The following is a 25778-nucleotide window of genomic DNA, read 5'->3' as shown; positions in this document are numbered from 1 at the left end:
TTTCCGCGCAGGTAAGATCGATAACGGATTTGTCGCTGGATGAAGGAACGGAACCGGTGCCTGTGCGTCTTCTAACCGAGCGGTCGCAACGAGGCGGCCTTCGGTATGCCCCATCCCCGGGGCAGGAAATCAAGAAGGATGTTACGAATGAAAATCCTGGCAACAACAGCAGTATTCGCAGCCCTCGCGGCTCCCGCTTTTGCAGGCAGCGCTTCGGTTGCGGTGCAAGAGCCCGTCGTGATCGCACCCGCGCCCGTTTACGTGGCTTCGCAGGACTGGACCGGTGGCTACGTCGGTGCGAACCTGGGCTATGGTAAGCTCGACACCCCCGCCAACGGCGAAGCCGAAGGCGTTCTGGGCGGCGTGCACGCCGGTTACCTCTATGACATGGGCAACTATGTCGTCGGCGGCGAAATCGACTACAACGCGGCTGACATGGACGTGTCGACCGGCACCGGCAAGATCGAAGATCTGGCCCGCCTGAAGCTGAAGGCCGGTTACGACCTGGGCCGCACCCTGGTCTACGGTCAGGTCGGTGGCGCCCTCGCACAGGGTACCTTCAACGGCGTCGAGCAGGACGGCTCGGGCTACCTGGTCGGTCTGGGTACCGCATACAAGGTCTCCGACAGCGTCTCCGTCGGTGGTGAAGTGAACTACCAGGAGTTCAAGGACTTCGGGAACTCCACCAACGACCTGAGCGGCACCACCGCCACTGCACGCGTCAGCTTCCACTTCTGATCGCGATCCCGTCGCAAGACGGTCGGGGCGTCCGGTTTTCCGGGCGCCCTTTTCTTTTGCGCCGCCCCCGGGGGGCGGGCCCGGGCCGCTTTGATCTTGATCGTGCCGGGGCAAAGGGGTATCGGATCCCCATGGCAAGGACGATCTGCATCATCGGTGACTGCATTATCGGGTGACATCAGGTCACGCGGGTCCGATCCTTTGTTCTCATGCAACGTTGAGAGTGCCGGGCCCGCACGGGGAACGAACGGCGCGAGGCGACATGAGCGACATCCGACTGACGAACACGGCGACACGCAGCAAGGAGCTGTTCCGCCCCATCGATCCGCAGAACGTGCGGATGTATGTCTGTGGGCCGACGGTCTATGACCGCGCCCACATGGGCAACGCCCGTCCCGCCATCGTTTTCGACGTGCTGTTCCGGCTGCTGCGCCATGTCTACGGGCCGGAGCATGTCCGCTACGTGCGCAACATCACCGACATCGACGACAAGATAAACGCCCGCGCCGCCGAGACGGGCCGCCCCATCCGCGAGATCACGGACGAGACGGCGGCCTGGTATCTTGAGGACATGGCCGCCCTGGGCAACCTGACGCCCACGGTCACCCCCCGCGCCACCGAATTTGTCGACGGCATGATCGCCATGATCGAGCAGCTCATCGCCTCGGGCCATGCGTATGAGGCCGAGGGGCACGTCCTCTTCTCGGTCGAAAGCTATGACCGATACGGCCGGCTGTCGGGCCGTTCGATCGATGACATGATCGCCGGGGCACGGGTCGAGGTGGCGCCCTACAAGCGCAATCCGATGGATTTCGTCCTGTGGAAACCCTCGGGCCCCGATCTGCCGGGCTGGGACAGCCCATGGGGCAGGGGGCGGCCCGGTTGGCACATCGAATGCTCGGCCATGAGCCGCGACCTGCTGGGCGAAAGCTTCGACATCCACGGCGGCGGCAACGACCTGATGTTTCCCCACCATGAGAACGAGATCGCCCAAAGCTGTTGTGCCAACCCGAATTCGGATTTCGCCCGGGTCTGGATGCATAACGAGATGCTTCAGGTCGAGGGCAAGAAGATGTCCAAGTCGCTGGGCAATTTCTTCACCGTGCGCGACCTGATCGACCAGGGCATCCCCGGCGAGGTGATCCGCTTCGTCTTCCTGTCGACCCACTACGGCAAGCCAATGGACTGGACCGAGCGCAAGGCCCAGGAGGCCGCGGCGACCCTGCGCAAGTGGCGCGCCCTGTGCCGGGGCGTGACGGCTGCACCGCAGCCCGACGCCGCCGTGCTGGCCTGCCTGGCCGATGATCTGAATACCGCCGGAGCCATCACCGAGATGCACCGCCTGGCAAGCGCCGGGCAGGCGGCCGAGCTGCTGGCTTCGGCCGCGATGCTGGGTCTGCTGGAGCCGGGAATGGGCGATTGGGCCGAAGCCCCCGCCGCCGATCTCAGCGCCTTTGCCGAGGCGCTGGCCGCGCGCCGGGCCGAGGCGATGGTCAGCAAGGATTTCTCGCAGGTCGATGCGCTGAAGCAGGCGCTTGTCGCCGCCGGCGTCGATGTCCGCATGAGCAAGACGGGCGTGGACCTTGTTCCCGGGCCCGGCTTCGATCCCGCCGCCATCGAGGGGCTGATCTGATGCGCGCCCCCGCCGCGGCCCGGCGACCCGTCCACTCCACCCCCACCAGCGTTAGCAAAGGGAGGGTCCGCCGATGACCCGCGAACGCCTTTACCTCTACGATACCACCCTGCGCGATGGGCAACAGACCCAGGGCGTGCAATTCTCGACCGCCGAAAAGGTCCAGATCGCCCGCGCGCTGGATGAGCTGGGTGTCGATTACATCGAAGGCGGCTGGCCCGGCGCCAACCCCACCGATAGCGAGTTCTTCGCCGAGACCCCAAGCACCCGCGCCACCATGACCGCCTTCGGCATGACCAAGCGCGCCGGCCGCTCGGCCGAGAATGACGAGGTTCTGGCCGCCGTCACCAACGCCGGCACCCCCGCCGTCTGTCTGGTCGGCAAGAGCCACGACTTTCACGTCGAAACCGCCCTTGGCATCACGCTGGACGAGAACCTCGAGAACATCGAACGCTCGATCGCGCATCTGGTGGCCGAAGGGCGCGAGGCGCTGTTCGACGCCGAGCATTTCTTCGACGGCTACAAGGCCAACCCCGGCTATGCGCTTGCCTGTGCCCGCGCCGCGCTGGACGCGGGCGCACGCTGGGTCGTGCTGTGCGACACCAACGGCGGCACCCTTCCAAGCGAGGTCGGGCGCATCACCGCCGAGGTGATCGCCGCCGGCATCCCCGGCGACCGGCTGGGCATCCACACCCACAACGACACCGAGAACGCGGTCGCCAACTCGCTGGCCGCGGTCGAGGCGGGCGCACGCCAGATCCAGGGCACGCTGAACGGGCTGGGTGAGCGGTGCGGCAACGCCAATCTGGTCTCGCTGATCGGCACGCTGCGGCTGAAGGAGCCCTTCGCCTCGATGTTCGAGCTGGGAGTTGCCGATGACGCGCTGCCGCGCCTGACCCGGCTCAGCCGTCTGCTGGACGACATCCTGAACCGGGTGCCCAACAAGCACGCGGCCTATGTCGGGGCTTCGGCCTTTGCCCATAAGGCGGGGCTGCATGCCTCTGCCATCCTGAAAGATCCGACCACCTACGAGCATGTGGACCCGGCCAGCGTCGGCAACAGCCGCATCGTGCCCATGTCGAACCAGGCCGGGCAGTCGAACCTGCGCAAGCGGCTGGTCGAAGCCGGGATCGAGGTGGACCGCGACGACAAGCGTCTGGCCCGCATCCTCGACGACATCAAGGACCGCGAGGATCAGGGCTATAGCTACGACACGGCCCAGGCCTCGTTCGAGTTGCTGGCGCGGCGTGCCCTTGGCCTGCTGCCCGATTTCTTCGAGGTGAAGCGCTATCGGGTCACCGTCGAGCGGCGCAAGAACAAGCGCAACCGCATGGTCACCCTGTCCGAGGCCGTCGTCGTCGTGAAGATAGGCGGCGAGAAGATGATGTCGGTCAGCGAAAGCATGGACGAATCCGGCAACGACCAAGGCCCCATCAACGCGCTGGCGACGGCCTTGGCCAAGGATCTGGGACCTTACCAGAGCTATATCGACGACATGCGGCTGGTGGACTTCAAGGTCCGCATCACAGCCGGCGGCACCGAGGCCGTGACCCGCGTCATCATCGACAGCGAGGACAGCGCCGGACGCCGCTGGTCGACGGTCGGTGTTTCGCCCAACATAGTCGACGCCTCGTTCGAGGCGCTTCTGGACGCCATCACCTGGAAACTGGTGCGGGACGGGGCGCCGGCATGACCACAGGCGCGGCCGGAAGCGGGGGCTTGGGGGTAGGCGACGCCAACGGCCTTGAGGCCAGCGCCGAACTGGTCCAGCGCGCCGATCCCGACCGCTTTCTGGCGGCGATGGCCGCCTCGCCTTCGGCGCGGGCCGTCCTCTTCCCGCTTTACGCCTTCAACGTCGAAATCAGCCGCGCCCCCTGGGTCACGCAGGAGCCACTGATCGCCGAGATGCGCCTGCAATGGTGGCGCGACGCGCTGGAGGGGGTCTATGGCGGCCAGCCCTCGCGCGTGCTGGGCGTTGCGGCCCCCCTGTCGGGCCTGCTGGCCGGTCAGGATTGGGCGCGCCCCCTGACCGAGGCGATGATCGATGCCCGCCGCTGGGACATCGCCGGCGAGGGCTTTGCCGAGGAGGGCGCGCTCTGGTCCCACCTCGACCGCACCAGCGGTCACCTGATGTGGTTGTCGGCGCGGCTTCTGGGTGCCGATGCGGCGGCCGAACCGGTGGTGCGCGACCTGGGCGCGGCGGCGGGGCTTGCGGCCTGGCTACGCTCGGTCCCGGACTGGCTGGCGCGGGGGCGGTCCCCCTTGCCCGACCTGTCACCGTCGGCAGTGTCCGCATTGGCCGGTGAGGGGCTGGAAAAGCTGCGCAAGGCCCGGCGACAGCGGGTGAGGCTGCGTGGGCCGGCGGGGGCCGCGATGCTGGCGGCATGGCGCGCGGGTCCGACCCTGTCCGCGGCCCGCCGCGATCCCGAAACCGTCGCGACCGGCCTGGTCGAAACCTCGGAATTCAGACGTCGCGGGGCGCTTCTGCTTCGGGCGGCAACGGGCCGCTGGTAACGGCCTCGGCTTCTTCGGCCATCGCCGGACGGCGGGCCTGAAGCGCCAGCCAGATCAGCGCGCCCCCTGCCAGCGTCAGGAAGGGCACCATCGCCAGGTTGACCGCTGTCCAGCCCGCGATCGCGGTCGTGCCGGCACAGTTCATCAGCCCGCCCGAGGCGAAGGACGCCACCGTCACCATGCCGAAGACGAAGACATCGTTGATGCCCTGGATGCGGCCGCGTTCGGCCGGGCTGTGGGCGCCGGCGAGCATCGTGGTGGCGCCGATGAACCCGAAGTTCCAGCCGATCCCCAGAAGGACCAGCGCGCCGAAGAAATGCATCAACTGGAAACCCGCCAACGCGACGACACCGGCGCCGGCCAGGATCGCGAGGCCCGTGGCGACGATCCGCTCGACCCCGAACCGGGCGATCAGGTGGCCGGTGAAGAACGAGGGGGCGTACATGGCCAGCACGTGGCCGGTGACCACGTCGGCGGCGTGGGACTTGTCATAGCCCGCGCCAACGACGGCCAGGGGCGTCGAGGTCATGATCAGGTTCATCAGCGCGTAGGAGACCATGGCGCAGATAATCGCGACCGCGATCCGGGGCGAGCGCAGCATCTCCATCCGGCTGCGGCCCTGGACGGGCTGCGTCCGGTCGACCACGGGGCGGGGGATGTCCAGCATCAGGAAGAGGAAGGCGCCGATCACGTTGATCGCGATCACCGAGATGTAGGCCCCCAGGAACGGGGTCGCCGCCGCGTCGGCCGTCAACTTGACCATCTGCGGACCAATCACCGCCGAGGCGAGGCCCCCCGCCATCACGTAGCTGATCGCCTTGGGGCGGAACGCCTCGGAGGCGGTGTCGGCGGCGGCAAAGCGGTAGAACCCGTGGGCCGACATGTAGACACCGGTGATGAGAGAGCCGAAGAGGAAGATCGCGAAGGACTGCTCGATCAGGCCCCAGGCCGAGATCGCGGCGCCCGTGGCGCCGCCTGCGGCCCCCAACATGAACCCGGTGCGCCGTCCGAACCGCTGCATGATCCCCGAAAGCGGGGCTGCCATCAGCATCGAACCCAGCACGATCAGCGAGATCGGCGCGGTCGCGAAACAGGCGTTGGTAGCCAGCGAGGTGCCCGCCAGCCCCCCGATCACGAAGATGATCGGCAACTGCGCGCCCAGCAGCGCCTGCGCGGTGACCAGGACCGCGACGTTGCGGCGGGTGCGGGGGTCGGCGGTGATCTTGTTCATGCCAAAGCTGGTAATCCCAATGCGGGGGGGCCGCAAGACAGGCCGGATCCAACCCCGTATCGGGCATTTTCGCACACTTGAAGCGGCGCCCGGCCGGGGTATAGTCCGGCGGATGTCTCATATCCTTCTTCTTGCGGGCTCGGGCGAGGCGCGGGCGCTGGCCGCGCGGTTGCCGGCCGAAACGCCCCACCGGCTGACCCTCAGCTATGCCGACGCGCCCCGGGTGGCGCGGGACGTGGGTGCGCCCATTCGCGTCGGAGGCTTCGGCGGCGAGGAGGGGTTCACCTCCTACCTGCACAGGGCCGGGATCGACGCGGTCATCAACGCCACCCATCCCTTCGCCGCCCGCATCACCGAGCGCACGACCCGCCTGTGCGAGGCCGGCGGCGTCCCCCACCTGCGGCTGCTGCGGCCCGGCTGGTGCGCGGGGCCGCGGGACCGCTGGACCTTCGTGCCCGATGCCGAGGCGGCCGCGAACCACATCAAGGCCGGGCAGACGGTCTTCGTCGCCTCGGGGCGCGAGACGCTGCCGGCGCTGGCGCAGACCCGCGCGCGCATCTTCTGCCGCCAGATCGACATGCCCGAAACACCCTTTCCCTATCCGGGTGGCGAATATCTGCAAGGCACGCCGCCGTTCTCCGTCTCGCAGGAGATCCGCCTTTTCAAGCGGTTGGAGGTCGATCTTCTGATGGTCAAGAATGCGGGCGGGGCGGCCAGCCGATCCAAGCTGGACGCGGCGCGTGAGCTGGGCATCGACGTGCTGCTGCTGGAGCGGCCGCCCGAACCGTCCTGCCGCATCGTCGAGGATGTGGAGGCCGCAATCGCCTGGGCCCGTTCCCTATGAGCGACCGGCCATCCCTACAGCCCGCCGATGTCGGCCGCATCATCGAGACGCCCGATTGCGTCGCCGAGGGGGCGGCGCACCTGGCCCGGCTGGAGCCGCGCTTTGCCCATGCGCTGGAACTGACCGGCCCGCTGCCGCTTCGTCGGCGCAAGGACGGCTTTCAGGCGCTGCTGAGCGCCATCGTCAGCCAGCAGGTCTCGGTCGCGGCGGCCGATGCGATCTGGAACCGGCTGCGGGCCGCCAACCGCTGCGGTCCCCGGCTGATCGCGCGGGCCAGCGACGAGGAGCTGCGCGCCTGCGGCCTGTCCCGCCAGAAAATCCGCTATGCCAGGGCCCTGGCCGAGGCGCGCATCGACTACGCCGCCCTGCGCCACAGCCCCACGGACGAGGTCGTGGAGACGCTGGTCGCGGTCCCCGGCATCGGGGTCTGGACGGCCGAGATCTATGCCATGTTCTCGCTGGGCCGGGCCGATGTCTTTGCCCCCGGCGATCTGGCCCTGCAGGAAGCCGCGCGCCTTCTCTTCGATCTGGAGGCGCGTCCGACCGACCGCCAGCTGCGCGAGATCGCCGGCGCCTGGTCGCCCTGGCGGGCGGTTGCGGCGCGGCTTCTATGGGCCTACTACCACGTGGAAAAGCAGAAGGAAGGCATCAGATGACGACGCGCGTATTGGAACAGGGGCGGCGCCCGGCGGCCTCGGGTCAGGGCAAATCGGTGGTGGTCTTCCTGCACGGGTATGGGGCCGACGGGGCTGACCTTCTGGGCCTGGCCGACCCTCTGGCCCCGCATCTTCCCGATACCGTCTTCGTGGCCCCCGACGCGCCCGAGGTCTGCGTCAACAACCCGATGGGTTTCCAGTGGTTTCCGATCCCCTGGCTTGACGGCTCCAGCACCGAGGCGGCAGAGGCGGGCATCGCGTCGGCGGCGGCCGACCTGGACGCCTATCTTGATACCGTGCTGGCCGAAGAGGGGTTGAGCCCCGAGCAGATGGTCGTGGTGGGCTTTTCCCAGGGCACGATGCTGGCGCTGCACACGGTGCCGCGCCGGGCGGCGCCGGTGGCGGGGATCGTCGGCTTCTCGGGCCGGCTGGTGCAGCCCGAGCTGCTGGAGGAGGCGCGCTCGAAACCGCCGGTCCTTCTGGTCCACGGTGACCAGGACGAGGTGGTCCCGCCTCAGTCGCTGCCCGATGCCGCCAACGCGCTGACCGCAGCCGGGTTCGAGGTTTACGCCCATGTCTCCAAGGGCATGGCCCATGGCATCGCGCCCGACGGGCTGTCGGTGGCGCTGGCCTTCATCCGCAACCGTCTGGGCCTGGAAGAGGACGTGCCCGCCTAGGTCCGGGGCGCGTGCCCGGCCCTTCGCAGGGCGGGCGAAACTGTCCACAACACCCTGTTCCGGCCCCCTGTCAGACACCCGACTTGGGGGGGTTGCCAGATAAGTGACGCCATATATAGTGGCTTTGACGGTCGCCCATGACCGGGCGATTCCGGATCTGCTTGCGTCTAGCGCGGGGGTGAATTGCACCTATGGACGGCGACTTCAGAACTTCTTTCGTACGAGAGCCGGGCGGGCTGAAACGGCATCCCGCGCTGGTGCTGAACGCGGATTTCAGGCCCTTGTCCTATTATCCGCTGTCCCTCTGGCCCTGGCAGGAGGCGGTCAAGGCCGCCGTGCTGGACAGGGTCGGGATCCTCGCCGAATACGACGAGGTGGTGCGAAGTCCGACAACCACGATCAGGATCCCCTCGGTCGTCGTCCTCAAAGATTATGTCAAACCTCAAAAGCGCGTGGCCTTCACGCGCTTTAATTTATTTCTGAGGGACGGTTTCTGCTGTCAGTACTGCGGCAGCCGCGGGGACCTGACCTTCGACCACGTGGTGCCGCGGGCGCGGGGCGGGGTGACAAGCTGGTCCAACGTGGTCGCGGCCTGTTCGCCCTGCAACCTGCGCAAGGGATCGCGGATGCTGGCCCAGACGGGAATGCAGCTGCGCAAGCCGCCGCGCCGCCCGCGCGCCGAGGAGCTGAAGAACATGGGGCGCAGGTTCCCGCCCAACTTCCTGCACGACAGCTGGCTCGACTTTCTCTACTGGGACGCCGAGCTGGACAGCTGAGCGACGGGTCAGGGCAGGGGCCAAGGCTCCCGGATCACGCCGAACAGCTGGCCCCGCCCAGGACGCAGAACTTGGCGCAATGGGGGTGGTTGAGGGCGACGTCCCGCTCGGCCTCGGCCAGGGTTGTGCCCAGCTCGAAGCCGGGCGCGTAGGGCAGCAGCGTACAGGCCAGCACCGCCGGACCCGCAGCACCCTTGCGCCGAACCACCATCCGCGAGTTGGAGCACATGACGCTTTGCGGCGACTTGCCAAGGATGTCCCAACAGGCGGTCGTGATCTCGGGCACGTCCACATTCTCGTCCATTTCAGGGAAAAGCACAGTGTTGCCAGGGTCCTGCGCGTCGATGTCGAACCCCTCGGCGCGGTAAAGCCTGGCGTAACCCTCGCGCGCCTCGGCCTCTGTCTCGCCCCAGACGGTGCGGCCCGCGACACTCATGCGGAAGCGGCCGTCGCGCAGCCAGCGCATGCCTTGCAGGGTGATGTCGAAACTGCCCTTGCCGCGTTCCTCGTCATGGTGCTTGGCCGACCAGTGGTCGACCGAGATACGCAGGGTCAGCCGGTCGCCGAAGGCGTCGCGCAAAAGTTCCAGCCCCTCGCGCACCCGCCGGCGCATCATCGGGCGCATGGCATTGGTCAGCACCAGCACCCGGTAGCCGCGCGCCAGCGACTGTTCCAGCATCGACAGGATCTGCGGGTTCATGAAAGGCTCCCCGCCCGTGAAGCCGATCTCTTCAATCGGCCATCCACGCGCCTCGATCTGGTCGAGATAGTCGGTCACATCCTCGGCCAGAAGATAGGCCAGCCGGTCGTTGGTGGGGGAGCTTTCGATGTAGCAGTTCACGCACTCGATGTTGCACAGGGTGCCGGTGTTGAACCAAAGGGTCTGGGGGCGGTGCAGGGCGACTGTGGCGCGTGCCTGCCCGTCTGCGGTGACTGCGGGGTCCACGAATTTGGCCCGACCGCGGTCCGGCTGCGCAAGATCGTCCTTCATTCGCGAAACTTCCCCCCTTTGGTTTTCCCTTAGCTAGCGAAAACCTGCCGGCGGGGAAAGGTTGAGCCTTCGGCCTTACGCCTTTGTGAATGCCCGTTGTCGCCGGTTTCGGTCGTGCTAGACTCGGGAAGCGATCTGGCGTATCCGTCACGACTGATAGCGCTAACATTTCGGTCTTCCACCTGCCGCCAGCGCGGTGTGGGGCCGACCAAAAGGCGAAAGGACCCGTGATGGTATCGCGCGTCATTCCGGTCGAGACATTCGACCTGGTGATATTCGGAGGCACGGGCGATCTGGCCCGCCGCAAGATCCTGCCGGCCCTGTTCCGCCGCTTCCAGGCAGGCCAGATGCCCGAGGAAAGCCGCATCATCGGCGCCGCCCGGAGCGAGATGGGCACCAAGGAGTTCCGCGCCTTCGTGGGCGAAGCCATCGGCGAGTTCATCCCCGCCGAGGAAGCCCCCGCAAAGGCGGTCGAGAATTTCCTGCGCCATATCTCCTACGTCGCGGTCGACGCGCGCGGCACCGATGGCTGGAGCGATCTGTCCGCCCAGGTCCGCCAGGACGTGATCCAGGCGTTCTATTTCTCGGTCGCGCCCGCGCTGTTCGGCGACCTGGCCGAGCGCCTGCACGAACATGGGATCGCCGGGCCCGAAAGCCGCATCGTCGTCGAAAAGCCCTTCGGCCGGGACCTGGAATCGGCCCATGCGCTGAACGCCACGCTGGCGGCCCATTTCGACGAACATCAGATCTACCGGATCGACCATTACCTGGGCAAGGAAACGGTCCAGAACCTGATGGCCGTCCGCTTCGGCAACATCCTGTTCGAGCCCCTGTGGAACGCCCAGTACGTCGACCACGTGCAGATCACCGTCGCCGAGACCGTCGGCGTCGAGGGGCGCGGCGCCTATTACGATCTGTCGGGCGCCATGCGCGACATGGTGCAGAACCACATGATGCAGCTTCTGTGCCTGATCGCGATGGAGCCGCCCAGCCAGTTCGAGCCCGACGCCGTGCGCGACGAGAAACTGAAGGTGATCCGTGCTCTGGATCCTGTCGCGCCCGCTGAAATCGTGCGCGGTCAGTACAAGGCGGGCAACGGGCGGCCCTCCTACGTGGAAGGGGTCGAAAACCCCGACAGCCGCACCGAAAGCTTCATCGCCATGCGGGTCGACATCGCCAACTGGCGCTGGAAGGGCACGCCCTTCTACCTGCGCACCGGCAAGCGGCTGAAATCCCGCATGTCCGAGATAGTCGTCACCTTCCGCGAGCCGCCCCACTCGATCTTCGGCGAGGAGGCGGGAAAAAGCGCCAACGTGCTGGTGATCCGCCTGCAACCCGACGAGGGGATCACCCTGCGGGTGACGATCAAGGAACCGGGCCCGGGGGGGATGCGTCTTGTGGACGTGCCCCTCGACATGACTTTTGCCGAGGCGCTGGGGCCGGATGCGGACGACATTCCGGATGCTTACGAGCGTCTCATCATGGATGTGATCCGGGGCAACCAGACCCTGTTCATGCGCGGCGACGAGGTCGAGGCCGCCTGGGCCTGGACCGACCCGATCATCGCCGCCTGGTCCGACAAGGGCGACCGTCCGCTACCCTACGAGACCGGAAGCACGGGACCGGAGGACGCTCTCATGTTATTGCATCGGGACGGACGACGCTGGAGGGAGATCGAAGTCTGATGGAATTCGTAAAATATCCGGACCGCGAACTTTTGATGATGGACCTGGCCACAAGGTTGGCCGGAGAGCTGCGCAACGCCCTGCGCGGCAATGACCGGGCCACGTTCTGCGTGCCCGGCGGCAACACGCCCGGGCCGGTCTATGACACGATCTGCGGGATCGACATGGACTGGTCGCGCATCTCGGTGGTGCTGAACGACGAACGCTGGGTGCCGGAAAGCAGCCCGCGTTCGAACACCCGCCTGCTGAAGGCGCGGCTGCTGCGCGACTATGCCGCCCGCGCCACTCTGGTCCCGCTTTACCGCGAAGGGATGACCCCCGAGGAGGCGGCCCCCGAGCTTTCCGAGGACCTGGCGCCGCACCTGCCAATCTCGGTCCTGCTTCTTGGCATGGGCGAGGACATGCACACGGCCTCACTGATCCCGGGGGCCGAAGGGCTGGCCGAGGCCATGGCCGATCGCGCACCCGCCGTCCTTCCCATCCGCGTCGCCGGAGAGGAGGAGGCCCGCGTGACCCTGTCGCTGCCCGTGCTCTGCGATGCGATGAGCACCCACGTGATCATCACCGGCGCCGACAAGCGCGAGGCGCTGGAACGGGCCCAGAAAACCGCCCCCGACGCGGCGCCGATCCGGCCGCTGCTCTCCAACGCAACGGTTCATTGGGCAGAGTGAGCATGACCACCACGACCCGCCCCGACGCCAAGATCTGGAACGATCTCGACCGTGCTGGCCGCACGGCCCGCCCGATAGCCCAGCTTTTCGAGGGGTCGGGAGGATCCGGTGCCGGGGGCGACGCACGGGCCGGGGATTTTTCGGTCCGCGCGCTCGACATGCTCTTCGACTATTCCAAGACCGCGATCGACCCCGCCGCCCGCGACCTTCTGCTGGAGCTGGTCGCGGTCCACGACCTCGCCGGCAGGCGGGAGGCCATGTTCACCGGCGAACGCATCAACCGGACCGAGGATCGCGCCGTTCTGCACCCGGCCCTGCGCAATCCCGACCGTGAGGGCGTGCAGGTCGATGGGCAGGACGTGATGGCTGAGGTCCACGAGACGCTGGACCGCATGGAAGCCTTCGCGCGGGATGTTCGCGCGGGCAGGATCGCGGGGCAGGGCGGGGCCTATACCGACGTGGTCAACATCGGCATCGGCGGCTCGGACCTGGGGCCGGTGATGGCGACGCTGGCGCTGGCGCCCTACCACGACGGGCCGCGGGTGCATTACGTCTCGAACGTGGATGGCGCCCATCTGGCCGACACCCTGCGCGGGCTGGACCCGACGCGGACGCTCGTGATCGTGGCCTCCAAGACCTTCACCACCATCGAGACGATGACCAACGCCCGCTCGGCGCGGGAGTGGATGGCGGGCAAGGTGGACGATCCCGCCAGTCAGTTCGCGGCCCTGTCATCGGCCACCGACAAGACCGGCGAATTCGGCATCGATCCCTCCCGTGTCTTCGGGTTCGAGGATTGGGTCGGCGGGCGCTATTCGGTCTGGGGGCCGATCGGCCTGCCGGTGATGCTGGCGATCGGGCCGCAGGATTTCCGCGCCTTCCTCTCGGGCGGGCACGCCATGGACCGCCATTTCCGCGAGGCCCCGGCCAAGGACAACATGCCCGTGATGCTGGCCCTTGTGGGCATGTGGCACCACCAGGTGATGGGCTATCCGACCCGCGCGGTGCTGCCCTATGAACAGCGCCTGCTGCGCCTGCCGGCCTATCTTCAGCAGCTGGAGATGGAGAGCAACGGCAAGCGCGTGACCATGGAGGGCGCGGCGCTCGACATGGTCTCGGGCCCCGTGGTCTGGGGGGAGCCGGGAACCAACGGGCAGCATGCGTTCTACCAGCTCATCCATCAGGGCACGACGCCGGTGCCATGCGAATTCATGGTTGCCCGCAAGGGGTTCGAGCCCGAGCTTGCCAATCACCATGACCTGCTGATCGCCAATTGCCTGGCCCAGTCCGAGGCTCTGATGTTGGGCCGCGACCTGGACACCGCCCGGGCGCTGATGCGCAAGGCCGGTCACGAGGGCGCGGCTTTGGAGATGCAGGCCGCCCACAGGGTCTTTCCGGGAAACCGGCCGTCGACCACGCTTCTCTACCCGCAGCTTACGCCGCAGGTGCTGGGCCAGATCATCGCCCTTTACGAACATCGCGTCTTCGTCGAGGGGGTGATCCTGGGCATCAACTCCTTCGATCAATGGGGGGTGGAGCTGGGCAAGGAACTGGCGACCGCGCTGCTGCCGATGGTCGAGGGGGCGGATGCCTCCTCCAAGGACGGATCGACCCGGGCGCTGCTGGACTACCTGCGCGGCTGAACGGCGCGCGTCACCGCCGCGGCGGCGGGCCTTCGGATCTGCTGGGGATGGGGGCTGGAGCGGGTGAAGGGAATCGAACCCTCGTCGTCAGCTTGGGAAGCTGCTGCTCTACCATTGAGCTACACCCGCGCGTGGCAGATGGCTAAGCCAGCGCGGCGGCGCCGTCAAGCGGGGAAGCGAGGGGGCATACCCGGCGCGGCGAAGGCCGCAATCCACCCTCTCCTTCATTGTCGCGAAAATATCCCCGCCGGAGGCGAGTTTTCAGGGCCCTAGCGCCGCCGGCGCCGCCGGCCGCCCCCCGCCGCACCACCGCCGCCCCCGCCCGAGGCGCCGAAGGCGACCTGGGGCAGGCTGACCACGGCACTCAGGTGCGGGAAGGGCGCGGTTGCATGGGGAATGGCGTTGGCGGCGATGAAATGCTCCTGAAAGCGCGGCTCGATGGCGGTTTCGACCTTGTGGATACGTTCGACCACAGCCTCAATCTCGGAGCGGGCGGCGCGGTTGCACAGGGCGATGCGCGCCCCGGTGCCCGCCGCGTTCCCGGCCGAGCTGACCTTGTCGAGCGGCGCGTCGGGGATCATGCCCAGCACCATGGCGTGGCGCGGCGAGATATGCGCGCCGAAGGCCCCCGCCAGCACGATGCGGTCCACCGCATCGACGCCCAGCTCATCCATCAGCAGGCGCGCGCCGGCATAAAGCGCCGACTTGGCCAGCTGGATCGCCCGGATATCGCCCTGGGTTACCGTGATCAGCGGCCCGCCCTCGTCGCGCCCGTCGTGCAGCACGTAGGAATGAGTGCGACCGTCGGGGATCATCCGGGCGCTGCCCGTCTGCTCGGCCGATCCGATCAGCCCCGAGGGATCGACCAGCCCCGCCATGCGCATCTCGGCCACGGCCTCGATGATGCCCGAGCCGCAAATCCCCGAGATGCCCAGCGCGCCGGCCGCCTCGGCAAAGCCCGGATCGTTTGACCAGAGTTCCGAGCCGATGATGCGGAAGCGCGGCTCCTTGGTGTCGGGGTCGATCTCGACCCGCTCGATGGCACCGGGGGCGGCGCGCTGACCGCTGGAAATCTGGGCCCCCTCGAAGGCCGGGCCGGTGGGCGAGGAACAGGCCAGCACCTTCTCGCGGCTGCCCAGCAGGATCTCGGCATTGGTGCCCACGTCCACGACCAACACTAGGTCCTCGGATTTGTGAGGCTCTTCCGACAGGGCGACGGCGGCGGCATCGGCGCCGACGTGGCCCGCGATGCACGGCAGGACATAGACCTGGGCCGCGTCGTTCATTGCGTCCAGCTCCAGGTCGCGGGCGGGCAGGGAAAGCGCGTCCGAGGTGGCCAGCGCAAAGGGCGCCTGGCCCAGCTCCACCGGGTCGATGCCCAACAGCAGGTGATGCATCACCGGGTTGCAGACGAAGACCGCCTCGAGGATGCGGCGCGGATCGACGCCGGCCTCGGTCGCGATCTCGGCCGTCAGGGTGTTCAGCGCGTCGCGCACGGCCTGGGTCATCTCGCGGTCGCCGCCGGGGTTCATCATCGCGTAGCTGACGCGGCTCATCAGATCCTCGCCGAAGCGGATCTGGGGGTTCATGATGCCGGCCGAGGCCGCGACCCGGCCGTCGCCCAGGTCGCACAGATGGGCCGCGATCGTGGTTGAACCGAGGTCGATCGCAAGCCCGTAGAGCGGGCTGTCGTCGAACCCGGGCCATAGGTCCAGAAGCTGCGGCGCCGATCCGTCATGGGGCTGGAAGACCGCCACCGTCACCGCCCAGCCTCCCTTGCGCAGGACCGGCTGCAACCGCCGCAGAAGCGAGGGCGCGGCCCGCAGACCGGCGATCTGCCACTGGCTTTCCAGCGCCTCGGACAGGCGTTGGAAGTCGCCCGAAGGGTCGTGCATGTCGGGCTCGCGCACCTCGACGTAGTAAAGGCGTGTCGCAGGGTCCATCACGATGGTCCGGGTCGAGGCCGCCTTGCGCACCACCTGGCGGTGCACCTGGCTTTCGGGCGGCACGTCGATCACCACGTCTTCCTGGATCTGTGCCTGGCACCCCAGCCGCCGCCCGGGTTTCAGGCCGCGCTTTTCGTCATATCGCCGCTCGACCGCGTTGAACGGGCTCAGCGCCTCCTCGGTCACCGTCACCCCGTGCTTTGGGAACGACCCGTAGGCCGGCGCGACCTGGCATTTGGAACAGATGCCACGGCCGCCGCAGACACTGTCCAGATCCACGCCCAGCTGCCGCGCGGCCGTCAGCACGGGCGTGCCCTTGGCAAAGCGGCCGCGTTTGCCCGAGGGGGTGAAAATGACGAGGGCGTCGTCGCTCATGGGATCATCCGTTCCAGTGTTCTCTGGCGCGACAATAGGGATTGAGGCGCCAAGTTAAAGGCGGAACACGCCCCCCGATAGGGCTTTGGCGACACGGAGGGCGAGCGGGCCGCGGCGCCGCGCGCCTCGGGCCTCCGCGCCGGTCCGCCTCACGCCCGTCTGTCGTGGAAGTGACCTTGGGCCGGGGGGATGTGACCCACCCGCGCGGGAAGGTTGGGTTACGCTGATCCTACGCGACAATTCAAAGCGATGAATACGAAGGGGAGATACGGGAATGACCATTTCAACACGCGCGAGGGCGGCCGCAGCAGGGGTGCTGGCCATGGGGTTCGCGGCAGCGATGACGCCCGCAACGGCGCAGGACGCGCCTTTCGGGACCGAGGCCGACGCCGATTATGCCAAGCTTATCTGGGAGGTGATGGCCGCAGGCAAGCTGGTGGGCGACGGGGCGATTATGTCGGTGCCCTACGAGGGGACCGATCCCCACGGCATGATGCTCGAGACCTTCTACACCACCGCCACCATCGAGGGGCACGAGGGTCAGCTTGTGGTCAAGCGCAACTATGGCCCCGAGGGTGTCGAGGCGATGCAAGTCCTCTCCGAGCCCGAGAAGCACCTTGGCGCGATCACCGTCATGTTCCGCCGCGAGGAAGGCTATGACCCCGAGAACAAGGACTGGTTCTGGGCCAAGTACCTGCCCGACGGCACGCTCGACAAGAACCCCAAGGGCATGCAGCTTGCCGGCCGGGTCGCGAAGGGCGCCGACCAGGGTTGCATCGCCTGCCATGTGGGCGCCGATGGCGATGACATGCTCTTTACCAGCGACAGGGTGGTGATGCCCGGGAAATGACGCACCCGGGCGTTGACGAAGCTTGACGAAAAGCGCCTCCGCTTCGCCGGGGGCGCTTTTTATTATGGGGATGTCCAGGACACGGTGGGCCGAGGCGATCCAGAATGGCCCCGATCCTGCCGCAGTTCGGACACAGGTGCATAAGAGCCTTCCACCGCATTAGGAACTGGTAGGACCGAATCGATGCGTGGCTTCACATTGCCGGATCTGGCCCTTTCGCCGGACGATCTTGAGCAGGCGTCGCTTGTTTTCGCCGTGATTTTCCTGGCGATCGCCTTCGGACTTGGCCGCAGGGTCTTCAGGGATCTCATGGGGCAACTGCTGCCGCGTGCCCGCCGGGCGCGTGCGGGGCAGTTCCGTTCGGGCCTGCCTATCCGCCAGGGGGATCCGGCCGTCGGCCGCGAGGGCGAAGTGCCCCGCCTGGTGCGCCGCCTGATGAACGAGAACCGCTGGGACGAGCTGGCCGAGCTGATGCGCCGTGCCGAGGAGGACGAGCGTCTTTACGGAGACGGGCAGCGCCTGTCCCATGTCGTGGTCGAGGCCGCTGTCGCGCCGATCCGGCAGGCGGTGCGCGCCCCCTGGGGCAAGCGCGCCGAGATGCGCGCGGTCGAGCGGCTTCTGGCCCCGTTCCGCGCCGCCGCCCGCGGCGCCGACGGCTCGTCCGAAATCCTTTCGCTGACCGCACTGGCCCTGATCGAGGCCGGTTGGGCCGCCCAGGGCGCGCTGGCCGGGCGCCCCGCCACCGAGGAGGGCACCGGCGCCTTCCACGCCATGCTTCAGGAGGCCGAGGGGCTTTTGCGCCAGGCCGACCCCGACGCGGGCCTCAGCAGCTACATGGCCGAGGCGGTTTACATGTGCGGTTTCGTCCAGCCGAACCCGCCGGCGGCCCTGTCGGATCGCTTCTCGCGCTGGGTCATGGTCAATCCGACAGACTGCTACCCGTTCGAACAGCGCGCGCTTCACCTCATGCCGGGCTGGTATGGCACGATGGAAGATGTCGAGGCGCTGGCCGAGCGGGCGCTGCGCGCCACGGCGCCGGTTCTGGGCGAGGGGGCTTACGGGCGGATAGCGGCGCGGTTGTCGCTTTACCTCGACCCGCGGCGCATTCCCGGCTTCAGCCATGAGCGGATCAGCCGCTCGCTGACCGACCTGGTGGCGCGTGCGGGCACTCAGGCTGCCGCCAATCGCTGGGCCGCCTGGGCCCTGGCCCAGGGCCTGGACAAGACCCCGCGTATCCTGGTCGCGCGCTTCCTGCGCGAGGTGCACCTGGACGAATGGTCCCCCGACGGGGGGTATGCCGAGTTCTACGGGCTTTATGCACGCAGCCGAACCGTCGGTCGGGACGGCAGGCAGGCACCCGGCGCCGGCATGGACAAGGCCGGCGCCGCCACAGCCTGACCGGCATCACGGCCCACGAACGGAAAAACCCGCCCACGCGCTGCCACGCGGGGCGGGTTTTCTCATGTCTCAGGGGCGGGCCATTCCCGGACCGCCAAGCATGTCAGCCCCGGCGGCGCCGGCGCCCGCCACGACCGCCGGCCGCGCCTGCTTCCTGTGCCGCCTTCGAAGCCTCGGCGAAGCTGGCCCCTTCCTTGACGGCTTCCAGCACCCGGGCAAGCCGGATCCAGTTGCCGCCGTTGGGATCGTGGTTCATCAGGAAGTTGGCGGCCGCGACGGCCTCCATCTCGACCGCGCGGATAGGGTTCATGATGGCCGAGGTCATGCCAGCGCCGATCGCCATCGGCAGGAAGGCCGCGTTGATCCCGTGGCGGTTGGGCAGGCCGAAGCTGACGTTCGAGGCGCCGCAGGTGGTGTTGACGCCCAGCTCGTCGCGCAGACGGCGCACCAGGGTAAAGACCTGCTGACCGGCCGAGGCCATGGCGCCGACGGGCATGACCAGCGGATCGACCACGATGTCATGGGCGGGAATGCCGAAATCGGCGGCCCGCTCCACGATCTTCTTGGCGACGGCAAAGCGCACCTCGGGGTCTTCGGAAATGCCGGTGTCGTCGTTGCTGATCGCGACCACGGGGACGTTGTATTTCTTGACCAGCGGCAGCACCAGTTCCAGACGCTCCTCCTCGCCGGTGACCGAGTTCAGAAGCGGCCGGCCCTCGGCGGCCTCAAGCCCGTTTTCCAGCGCACCGGGGACCGAGCTGTCGATGCACAGAGGCACATCGACGATGGCCTGGATCCGGCGCACCATCTCGGGCATCAGCGTCGGCTCGACAAAGTTGTTGTCGGCGTAGCGGGGATCCTCGGCCATCTTGTTGGTGAAGACCGCGCCCGAGTTCACGTCCAGCACCATCGCGCCGCAGGCGACCTGTTCGATCGCGTCACGCTCGACGGTCGAGAAATCGTCCAATTCCAGCTCGGCCGCCAGCTTCTTGCGCCCGGTGGGATTGATGCGTTCACCGATCACGCAGAAGGGCTCGTCAAAGCCGATGACGACGGTCTTGGTCTTGGATTCGACGACAGTGCGCACCATTGAGAATTATCCTTGTTTTTGTATTGCGGGAATGCCCGAGCTGCCGGCGTTTTCGGTCGTCCATTGACCGTTTGCCGCAATGCCGCCCAGGGGAAAGAAGTGGATGTTGCGAATGTTGCTGTCCGGGTTGGCCGCGCGATGGGCTGCCAGCCCCGCCAACACCTCGGTGGGCTCGTGAGGCTGGACAAGGCGGGTAACGTCCCGCGCCCGGCGCTGAAGCACGCGCAGGCTGGGACCGACGCCGCAGGCCACGGCGAATTTGATCAGGGTCTGAAGCTTTGCGGGGCCGGCGACCCCGATGTGCAGCGGCAGGTCGATCCCCTCGGCGCGCAGACGCTCGGCCCAGGCGATGACCGGGTCGGCCTCGAACACGAACTGGGTGACGACGGCCATTTCGGCATCGCTGCGCTCGCTGAAGGCCTGCTTCCAGCGCAGTGCCTCAAGCACGTTTCGGTCCGATCCGTCGGGGTCGATGTCGCGGTTGCCCTCGGGGTGGCCGGCCACGTGCAGACGGGTGAAGCCGGCCTTGTCGAAAAGGCCGGTTTCCATGAGCTGCATGGAATTGTCGAACTCGCCGGCGGGGCTGCTGACGCCGCCGCCCAGCAAAAGCGCCTCGCGGACACCGGCTTCACCCTGGTAGCGGGCGATCCAGTCGGCCAGGGTCGCGGTGTCGGGGATGATGCGCGCGGGGAAATGCGGCATCACCTCGAACCCCTCGCTGGCCAGTCGGCGCGCGGTCAGCACCATCTCGTCGATGGAGGTGCCGTCGATATGGGCGATGTAGACCCGGGTGCCCGCCGGCAGAAGCTCGGCGAAATGCTCGACCTTGGCGGCGGTGCGCGGCATCACCTCGATCGAGAAGCCCTTCAGAAGCGCCTCCATCTCAGGGGTGGGCCGGGGCAGGGTGGCGGTGCCGGTCTTCCGGCTGAACTGAAGCAGGGCCATCGCAGCTCTCCATATCCGATTGCGGTCAGGCCCAGCCATCATTCTCGATGAGTTGGCGCAGCCTGTCGGTGTCATATTCCGTTGCGATCCGATCCGCTTCCGCCTTGGCCACCACGTCTGCCTCTCCTTCCACGGGATAGGAGCCGGCCTTGCGCCAGTCCGCCATGTAGGAATCGCTATCCTTGGCACCGATCTTCATGGCGCAGCGGTCGATCGCCTGCTCGAAACGCTCGGGCAGGGGCATCTTCGATCCGCGACGGCCCTTGCCAACGATGACCTGGGCCGGAATGTCGCGCCAAAAGACGATGGTGACGTCGGGCATGTGTCGAATCCTTTTCGCAACGCCTTCGGGTGTAGGCCCTTGCCGGTCGCCGCCGATGTCCGATTTCGACCCAACGGCGCCTTGCAACGACCCGTGCCCTGACGGCGGCTGCTCACCGCGGGCCTCAAACCCATACCCAAACCCCCGCCCGCGGGCCAGCGCCGAGCGGCGCAAGGGGTCTGAATTCTTTTCATCATCTTTGTGAACGGGACGGGGAATGGCACCGCCATCCCCCTCGGCGCGAAGGCTCCGACCGGGGCGGATGACGCGAGGCCGGGCTTGCACGCGACACGCCCGGGCACTACGCTGAACACAACTCAGGATTGGAGCCGACATGGCACCCAGACGGCCCGCTGGCGCACGGCCGTTCCCCACCGCGGTCGAGCGCCCTGCGCCAAAGACAAACCCTGATCCGGCCGACCTTTACGCGGCGCTGGATCTTGGAACGAACTCGTGCAGGATGCTCATCGCTCAGCCGAAGGGCACCCAGCTTCACGTGGTCGACAGCTTCTCGAAATCGGTCCAGCTTGGCACCGGTCTGGAGGCGTCCGGCCAGTTGTCCCGCAGCTCCATGGCCCGGGCCGTGGGCGCGCTGAAGATCTGTCAGAAGAAGCTCTCGCGCCACAACGTCCAACGGATGCGCCTTGTCGCAACCGAGGCGTGTCGCCGGGCCAGCAACGCCCATGAGTTCATCAAGCTGGTGCACCGCGAATGCGGCTTCTGGCTGGATATCATCGAGCCCGAGGAGGAGGCGCGGCTGGCCGTCGTCTCCTGCGCGCCGCTGGTGTCGACCCGGACCGAGCAGCTTCTGGTGATGGACATCGGCGGCGGCTCGACCGAGCTGGTGTGGATCGACCTGTCGCGCGTTCCCCCGATCGAACGGCCCCGCGCCATCATGCGCCTGCACACCGGTTTTACCGCCGTTCACAGCGACCTGCCGGGCGCCAAGGTGGTCGACTGGATCTCGGTGCCGCTGGGGGTGGCGACGCTGAAGGACCAGTTCATGGACGTTCAGGACGACGCCGCGCGCTTCGCCCTGATGAGCTGGTTCTTCGAGGAGAACCTTGCCAGCTTCTCGCCCTATCGCGACGCCGACGGGGTGCGCGAGGGGTTCCAGATCATCGGCACAAGCGGCACGGTCACAACGGTCGCGGCCAGCCACCTGGGGCTGAAGCGGTATGACCGCAACAAGGTCGATGGGCTGCGCATGACCTCGGACCAGATCGACGGCGTGATCCAGAGCTACCTGGCCATGGGCCCCGAGGGGCGGCGCGCCGACGTGCGCATCGGCCGCGACCGCCATGCGCTGATCATGAGCGGGGCCGCGATCCTGCAGGCGCTGTTGCGGGTCTGGCCCACGGACCGGCTTTCGGTGGCCGACCGGGGCCTGCGCGAGGGGCTTCTCTATGCCCAGATGAGCGCCGATGGCGTGATCGAGGACGGCCCGTTCTAGGTCCGCTTCCGGGGCCTCTTCCGGGGCCGTTACGCGCCGGTGCCCGACGGGCGCGACCGCGCGGGGTTGCGGCAGGGGCCTGCGGGCTATATTTCGCGGCAGGCGCGGCGCTTCTGCCGCCCGGCAAGAAGGCATTCCGATGACCGAGAAGAAGACAAGCGGACGTGGCCGGCGGGACCTTCGGGTCAAGGTCAAAAGCGCGCGCGGCCGCCGCCTGTCCTCGACCCTCTGGCTGGAGCGGCAGCTGAACGATCCCTACGTGCGTGCTGCCCGCGACGCGGGCTACCGCGGGCGCGCCGCCTTCAAGATCCTCGAGCTGGATGACAAGTACCGCTTCCTCGTGCCCGGGGCACGGGTGGTGGATCTGGGCTGTGCGCCCGGCGGCTGGTGCCAGGTCGCGGTCAAGCGCGTCAACGCCCTGGGCGAGCGGGGCGGCAAATCCGTCGGCACCGTCCTCGGCGTCGATCTGCAAGAGGTCGAGCCCATCGCCGGGGCCGAGATCCACCAGCTGGATTTCCTGGAGGATGAGGCCGACGAGAAGGTCAAGGGCTGGCTTGGCGGCAAGGCGGACGTGGTGATGTCGGACATGGCGGCCTCGGCCTCGGGGCACAAGCAGACCGATCACCTGCGCATCATCGCCCTGTGCGAGGCGGCGGCGCATTTCGCATTCGACGTGCTGGACGAGGGCGGCACCTTCGTCGCCAAGGTGCTGGCCGGCGGCGCCGAGGGGGACCTGCAGAAACTGCTGAAACAGCGCTTTGCCAAGGTGGCCAACGTCAAGCCGCCGGCAAGCCGCTCGGACAGCTCCGAAAAATTCGTCGTGGCCACGGGCTTCAAGGGCTGAAGGCGCCCCCGCCTTGCCGCACGGGCCCCCGGCGGGCGCCCTGGTTTGCGCCCGGGACCCGCACAAGGATGACCGGGCAAGCCATGGAATTGTCGACGCCTTCCAGTTTTTTTGACGATCCGCCGGAACCCGGGACGGCCCTTTGTGTTTGTGGCATGCGGGACTGGCGCGAGCGCCGGTTCCGCACGAAAATCTCCGTCCTTCCCCCGGTCTGCAAGGAGCGCCCCCATGGCTGATGCCTGGACGATCGTGCCCGATCTGCACGCCGATATCGACCGCGCGCGGCGCCTGCTTGACCTGGGCGATCCGAACGTGCCGCAGGCCTTTCTGGGCGACTTCATCGACGCCTCACAGGACGCCAGCCACCCCGACGACGCAGCGGTGTTGGCGCTGGTCCGCCGACAGGTCGCACAGGGCGCGGTGGCGGTCATGGGCAATCACGAGCTGAACGCCATCCTCTATCACCGCACCGGTGTCGATGGCGTCGCCCTGCGCAGCCACAACGAGAAGAACAAGGCCCAGCACCGAAGCTTCGTGCGCCGCTTCGGCACCGCGACCCCCGAGGCGCTGGACTGGACGCGATGGTTCCTGGATTTGCCCCTGTGGCTGGATCTGGGAGGGCTGCGCCTGGTGCACGCCTGCTGGTCCCAACCCGATATCGACCTGATCGCCGCGCGCCGCCCAGACGGGCGCCTGGCCGAAGAGGACCTGCCCGAGATCGCGGCCGAGCAAAGCGCATTCGCCCGCGCGGTCAACAACCTGGTGACAGGCCCCGAACTGCCACTGCCCGAAGGGCACGGCTTTCACGACGCCCACGGGCAGGAACGGCACCGGGTGCGCATCGCCTGGTGGCGCTCTTCCGCCCGCACCTGGCGCGACGCCGCCCTGTCGGTGCCCCGGCCCGAGGAGCTTCCCCAGGGGCTGGTTCCCCGCAGCGACGAGGTCGCCTTCTACCCGAAGGACGCGCCGCCGGTGTTCATGGGACATTACAAGATGCAGGGCGCGCCGCGCCTTGAGGGGCCCGTGACGGCCTGCCTCGACTATCCCGAAAGCGGCTGCGTCTACGGCTGGCGCGGGGAACGGCGGCTGCATTCCGACAATCTGCGTGTGCTGGATTGAGGTCAGTGCGGGCGAGTGCCGGCGTTTAAACGGCCGGCATTATTCCCAGCCGTAGTTGAAGCTGACGCTGATGCGGTCGTCCTCGGCCATGTTCATGGGCACCTCGTGGCGCAGCCAGCTTTCCCACAGCAGCACCTCGCCGACCTCGGGGGCGACGTAGATGAAATTGCGCAGCTCGGCCCGCGCGCCCTTGGTGCGCGAGGGGGCGGCCATCATCATTGCAAGGCGCGGATCCTCGAACTTGATGGCGCTGGTATCGGTCGGCATGGCCACATAGGTCGTGCCGCTGATCACCGAATGGGGATGCAGGTGCGAGGTGTGGATGCCGCCCTCGGGCAGGATGTTGATCCACAGGGAATCAAGCTTGATCTTCTTGTCGGCCAGGTCAAATTCCAGGTCCTTGGCAAAGGACGCGACATGCTTGTCTAGCACTTTCACAAGGTCCGCGAAGATCGGAAAACGCCACGGCAGGTCGGTCAGCGAGGCATAGCTCGTGTAACCGGGAAAGCCATTTTCCTCGCACCAGTCCTGGCCGGCCTCGTCATCCTCGGCGATGGAAAGGCACGCGGCCTCCAGCTCACCGGGGTCGACGGGTTTGCCGTGCTCGGCAAGGGCCGCACGGTAAAGACGGGTAACGAAAAGCGAGTCGATCTGTGCCATGGCCCGGTTCTACCGCAACCCCGTGGCGGAGGCGAGAGGCCGCGTTGGCCACCGGCCTCCGGCCGCCACCGTCGCAAAGCCGCGAGAACCTTTCGCGCGTATCGCCCCTTGATCCTGTAGTGGCTACAGACCCCATCTTGTCAGTTGAGACGATCGGGCGGCCGAGATGCCGCGCACCATAACCCAAGAGAAACGGCACAGCATGCAGCCGCTGCGCCCCCGAACCGACTGGAAAACCTATATGAGCCCCCACACATCCCCCCGCCTCGCATCCCGACAACCCGCCGCACAGGGACAATCCCCGACCCACTCAGCAGGCCGCGCCGCGACCGACCTGCTGAACACCGCGCGCAGCAGCGTTCTTGCCTGGTGGCTACCCCTCGGGGCGATGATCCTGGCCATCCCGCTGCCCGACCTGCTCAAGACCCTGATCTGGGTCTTGGCGCTGGCCTGGATGGGCGGAGCCTGCGTGCTGAATTCGCGCCGCTGCGGTCGTGTTCACTGCCGCTACACGGGGCCATTCCTGCTTCTGATGATCCTGCCGGTGCTGGGTCACGGGCTGGGGATCGTTCCTCTCGGTGAATCTGGGTGGCTCTGGCTTGGCTTGGTCGCTGGGGGCGGCATGGCCCTGATCTGGTGGGGAAGTGAACGAATCCTCGGTCGGTATCGTTGAGCCAGTGTCCGGGCAGGACCGGCCACAGAAACCACACGCCACTT

Annotated in this window: 24 protein-coding genes and 1 tRNA gene; 17 read left to right on the top strand and 8 right to left on the bottom strand. The window is 67.5% G+C overall.

All coding sequences use genetic code 11. The features are described from left to right. The first annotated feature begins 147 nt into the window (after positions 1-147). From CLV77_RS07715 to CLV77_RS07700, 4 genes are all read left to right on the top strand, one after another. Entirely contained in the window at positions 148-738 is a 591-nt protein-coding gene (locus CLV77_RS07715; RefSeq protein WP_076978526.1) for an outer membrane protein, read from the top strand. Between the two features lie 262 nt (positions 739-1000). Further along, positions 1001-2371, top strand: coding sequence for a cysteine--tRNA ligase (gene cysS, locus CLV77_RS07710; protein WP_076978527.1), 1371 nt, complete (start codon positions 1001-1003; stop codon positions 2369-2371). Between the two features lie 73 nt (positions 2372-2444). Next, complete coding sequence (cimA, locus tag CLV77_RS07705; RefSeq protein WP_076978528.1) at positions 2445-4064, top strand: citramalate synthase; 1620 nt, start codon at positions 2445-2447, stop codon at positions 4062-4064. Next, positions 4061-4885: a squalene/phytoene synthase family protein gene (locus CLV77_RS07700; protein WP_076978529.1), complete on the top strand. Its 825-nt coding sequence runs from the start codon at positions 4061-4063 to the stop codon at positions 4883-4885. Before cimA ends, CLV77_RS07700 begins: the two co-directional genes overlap by 4 nt. Here CLV77_RS07700 and CLV77_RS07695 read toward each other — a convergent pair. Beyond that, positions 4836-6116 carry an MFS transporter gene (locus CLV77_RS07695; protein WP_076978530.1) on the bottom strand — a complete coding sequence of 427 codons (1281 nt, stop codon included), beginning with the start codon at positions 6114-6116 and terminating at the stop codon, positions 4836-4838. The two genes, CLV77_RS07700 and CLV77_RS07695, sit on opposite strands and share 50 nt — an antisense overlap. Before the next feature lie 112 nt (positions 6117-6228). On the opposite strand from CLV77_RS07695, the gene CLV77_RS07690 reads away from it, so the two are divergent. The 4 genes from CLV77_RS07690 (at position 6229) to CLV77_RS07675 (ending at position 9069) form a co-directional block, all read left to right on the top strand. Continuing rightward, positions 6229-6960, top strand: coding sequence for a precorrin-6A/cobalt-precorrin-6A reductase (locus CLV77_RS07690; protein ID WP_076978531.1), 732 nt, complete (start codon positions 6229-6231; stop codon positions 6958-6960). Beyond that, entirely contained in the window at positions 6957-7616 is a 660-nt protein-coding gene (locus tag CLV77_RS07685; RefSeq protein ID WP_076978532.1) for a DNA-3-methyladenine glycosylase family protein, read from the top strand. Before CLV77_RS07690 ends, CLV77_RS07685 begins: the two co-directional genes overlap by 4 nt. Beyond that, positions 7613-8293, top strand: a complete 681-nt coding sequence (locus tag CLV77_RS07680; protein WP_076978533.1) for an alpha/beta hydrolase — start codon at positions 7613-7615, stop codon at positions 8291-8293. Before CLV77_RS07685 ends, CLV77_RS07680 begins: the two co-directional genes overlap by 4 nt. Positions 8294-8484: 191 nt before the next feature. Beyond that, positions 8485-9069 (top strand): HNH endonuclease, encoded by a 585-nt coding sequence (locus tag CLV77_RS07675; RefSeq protein ID WP_076978534.1) that lies wholly within the window; start codon positions 8485-8487, stop codon positions 9067-9069. 34 nt (positions 9070-9103) lie between these two features. Here CLV77_RS07675 and CLV77_RS07670 read toward each other — a convergent pair whose 3' ends face one another. Next, positions 9104-10060, bottom strand: a complete 957-nt coding sequence (locus tag CLV77_RS07670) for a radical SAM protein (RefSeq protein WP_076978535.1) — start codon at positions 10058-10060, stop codon at positions 9104-9106. Positions 10061-10290: 230 nt separating this feature from the next. On the opposite strand from CLV77_RS07670, the gene zwf reads away from it, so the two are divergent. Genes zwf through pgi form a run of 3 tightly spaced genes read left to right on the top strand, consistent with a single transcriptional unit; the run spans position 10291 to position 14059 of the window. Next, positions 10291-11745 (top strand): glucose-6-phosphate dehydrogenase, encoded by a 1455-nt coding sequence (gene zwf, locus CLV77_RS07665; protein WP_076978536.1) that lies wholly within the window; start codon positions 10291-10293, stop codon positions 11743-11745. Next, a complete protein-coding gene (gene pgl, locus CLV77_RS07660) occupies positions 11745-12416 on the top strand; it encodes a 6-phosphogluconolactonase (RefSeq protein ID WP_076978537.1) in 672 nt (223 codons plus the stop codon). The genes zwf and pgl overlap by 1 nt, the downstream gene beginning before the upstream one ends. 2 nt (positions 12417-12418) lie before the next feature. Then, the gene (gene pgi / locus CLV77_RS07655; protein WP_083707626.1) at positions 12419-14059 is read left to right on the top strand and encodes a glucose-6-phosphate isomerase; all 1641 of its coding nucleotides are present in this window, start codon (positions 12419-12421) and stop codon (positions 14057-14059) included. 55 nt (positions 14060-14114) lie between these two features. Here the strand turns inward: pgi and CLV77_RS07650 are convergent. Together CLV77_RS07650 and CLV77_RS07645 are read right to left on the bottom strand one after the other, a co-directional pair. Then, positions 14115-14188: transfer RNA gene (locus CLV77_RS07650), tRNA-Gly, on the bottom strand. A gap of 140 nt (positions 14189-14328) precedes the next feature. Then, positions 14329-16380: an ASKHA domain-containing protein gene (locus CLV77_RS07645; protein ID WP_076978538.1), complete on the bottom strand. Its 2052-nt coding sequence runs from the start codon at positions 16378-16380 to the stop codon at positions 14329-14331. Positions 16381-16654: 274 nt separating this feature from the next. On the opposite strand from CLV77_RS07645, the gene CLV77_RS07640 reads away from it, so the two are divergent. Both CLV77_RS07640 and CLV77_RS07635 read left to right on the top strand, forming a co-directional pair. Then, positions 16655-17230: a cytochrome P460 family protein gene (locus CLV77_RS07640; RefSeq protein ID WP_076978539.1), complete on the top strand. Its 576-nt coding sequence runs from the start codon at positions 16655-16657 to the stop codon at positions 17228-17230. Positions 17231-17413: 183 nt separating this feature from the next. Continuing rightward, positions 17414-18628, top strand: a complete 1215-nt coding sequence (locus CLV77_RS07635; protein WP_076978540.1) for a hypothetical protein — start codon at positions 17414-17416, stop codon at positions 18626-18628. 103 nt (positions 18629-18731) lie between these two features. Here CLV77_RS07635 and CLV77_RS07630 read toward each other — a convergent pair whose 3' ends face one another. From CLV77_RS07630 to CLV77_RS07620, 3 genes are read right to left on the bottom strand one after another with little or no spacing between them, the layout of a single operon-like run. Then, positions 18732-19718, bottom strand: a complete 987-nt coding sequence (locus CLV77_RS07630; RefSeq protein ID WP_076978541.1) for a methyltetrahydrofolate cobalamin methyltransferase — start codon at positions 19716-19718, stop codon at positions 18732-18734. A gap of 6 nt (positions 19719-19724) precedes the next feature. Continuing rightward, entirely contained in the window at positions 19725-20663 is a 939-nt protein-coding gene (locus CLV77_RS07625) for a methylenetetrahydrofolate reductase (protein WP_076978542.1), read from the bottom strand. A 25-nt stretch (positions 20664-20688) separates the two neighbouring features. Then, entirely contained in the window at positions 20689-20985 is a 297-nt protein-coding gene (locus CLV77_RS07620) for a virulence factor (RefSeq protein ID WP_076978543.1), read from the bottom strand. 334 nt (positions 20986-21319) lie between these two features. On the opposite strand from CLV77_RS07620, the gene CLV77_RS07615 reads away from it, so the two are divergent. From CLV77_RS07615 to CLV77_RS07605, 3 genes are all read left to right on the top strand, one after another. After that, positions 21320-22438 (top strand): Ppx/GppA phosphatase family protein, encoded by a 1119-nt coding sequence (locus CLV77_RS07615; RefSeq protein ID WP_076978544.1) that lies wholly within the window; start codon positions 21320-21322, stop codon positions 22436-22438. Positions 22439-22577: 139 nt separating this feature from the next. Beyond that, on the top strand, positions 22578-23282 hold the full coding sequence (locus tag CLV77_RS07610; RefSeq protein WP_076978545.1) for an RlmE family RNA methyltransferase: 705 nt from the start codon (positions 22578-22580) through the stop codon (positions 23280-23282). A 228-nt stretch (positions 23283-23510) separates the two neighbouring features. Then, positions 23511-24401, top strand: a complete 891-nt coding sequence (locus CLV77_RS07605; RefSeq protein ID WP_076978546.1) for a metallophosphoesterase — start codon at positions 23511-23513, stop codon at positions 24399-24401. Positions 24402-24440: 39 nt separating this feature from the next. Here CLV77_RS07605 and CLV77_RS07600 read toward each other — a convergent pair whose 3' ends face one another. Continuing rightward, the gene (locus CLV77_RS07600; RefSeq protein WP_076978547.1) at positions 24441-25061 is read right to left on the bottom strand and encodes a TIGR02466 family protein; all 621 of its coding nucleotides are present in this window, start codon (positions 25059-25061) and stop codon (positions 24441-24443) included. A 241-nt stretch (positions 25062-25302) separates the two neighbouring features. Here CLV77_RS07600 and CLV77_RS07595 point away from each other — a divergent pair, with 241 nt between their 5' ends. After that, positions 25303-25734, top strand: coding sequence for a hypothetical protein (locus CLV77_RS07595; protein WP_233128129.1), 432 nt, complete (start codon positions 25303-25305; stop codon positions 25732-25734). Positions 25735-25778: the final 44 nt, after the last annotated feature.

Origin of the sequence: Brevirhabdus pacifica, from assembly GCF_002797755.1 — a bacterium.
GTDB classification, from domain to species: domain Bacteria; phylum Pseudomonadota; class Alphaproteobacteria; order Rhodobacterales; family Rhodobacteraceae; genus Brevirhabdus; species Brevirhabdus pacifica.
Note: the sequence above shows the minus strand (reverse complement) of the source record. Positions and strands in the feature narration are given on the sequence as shown.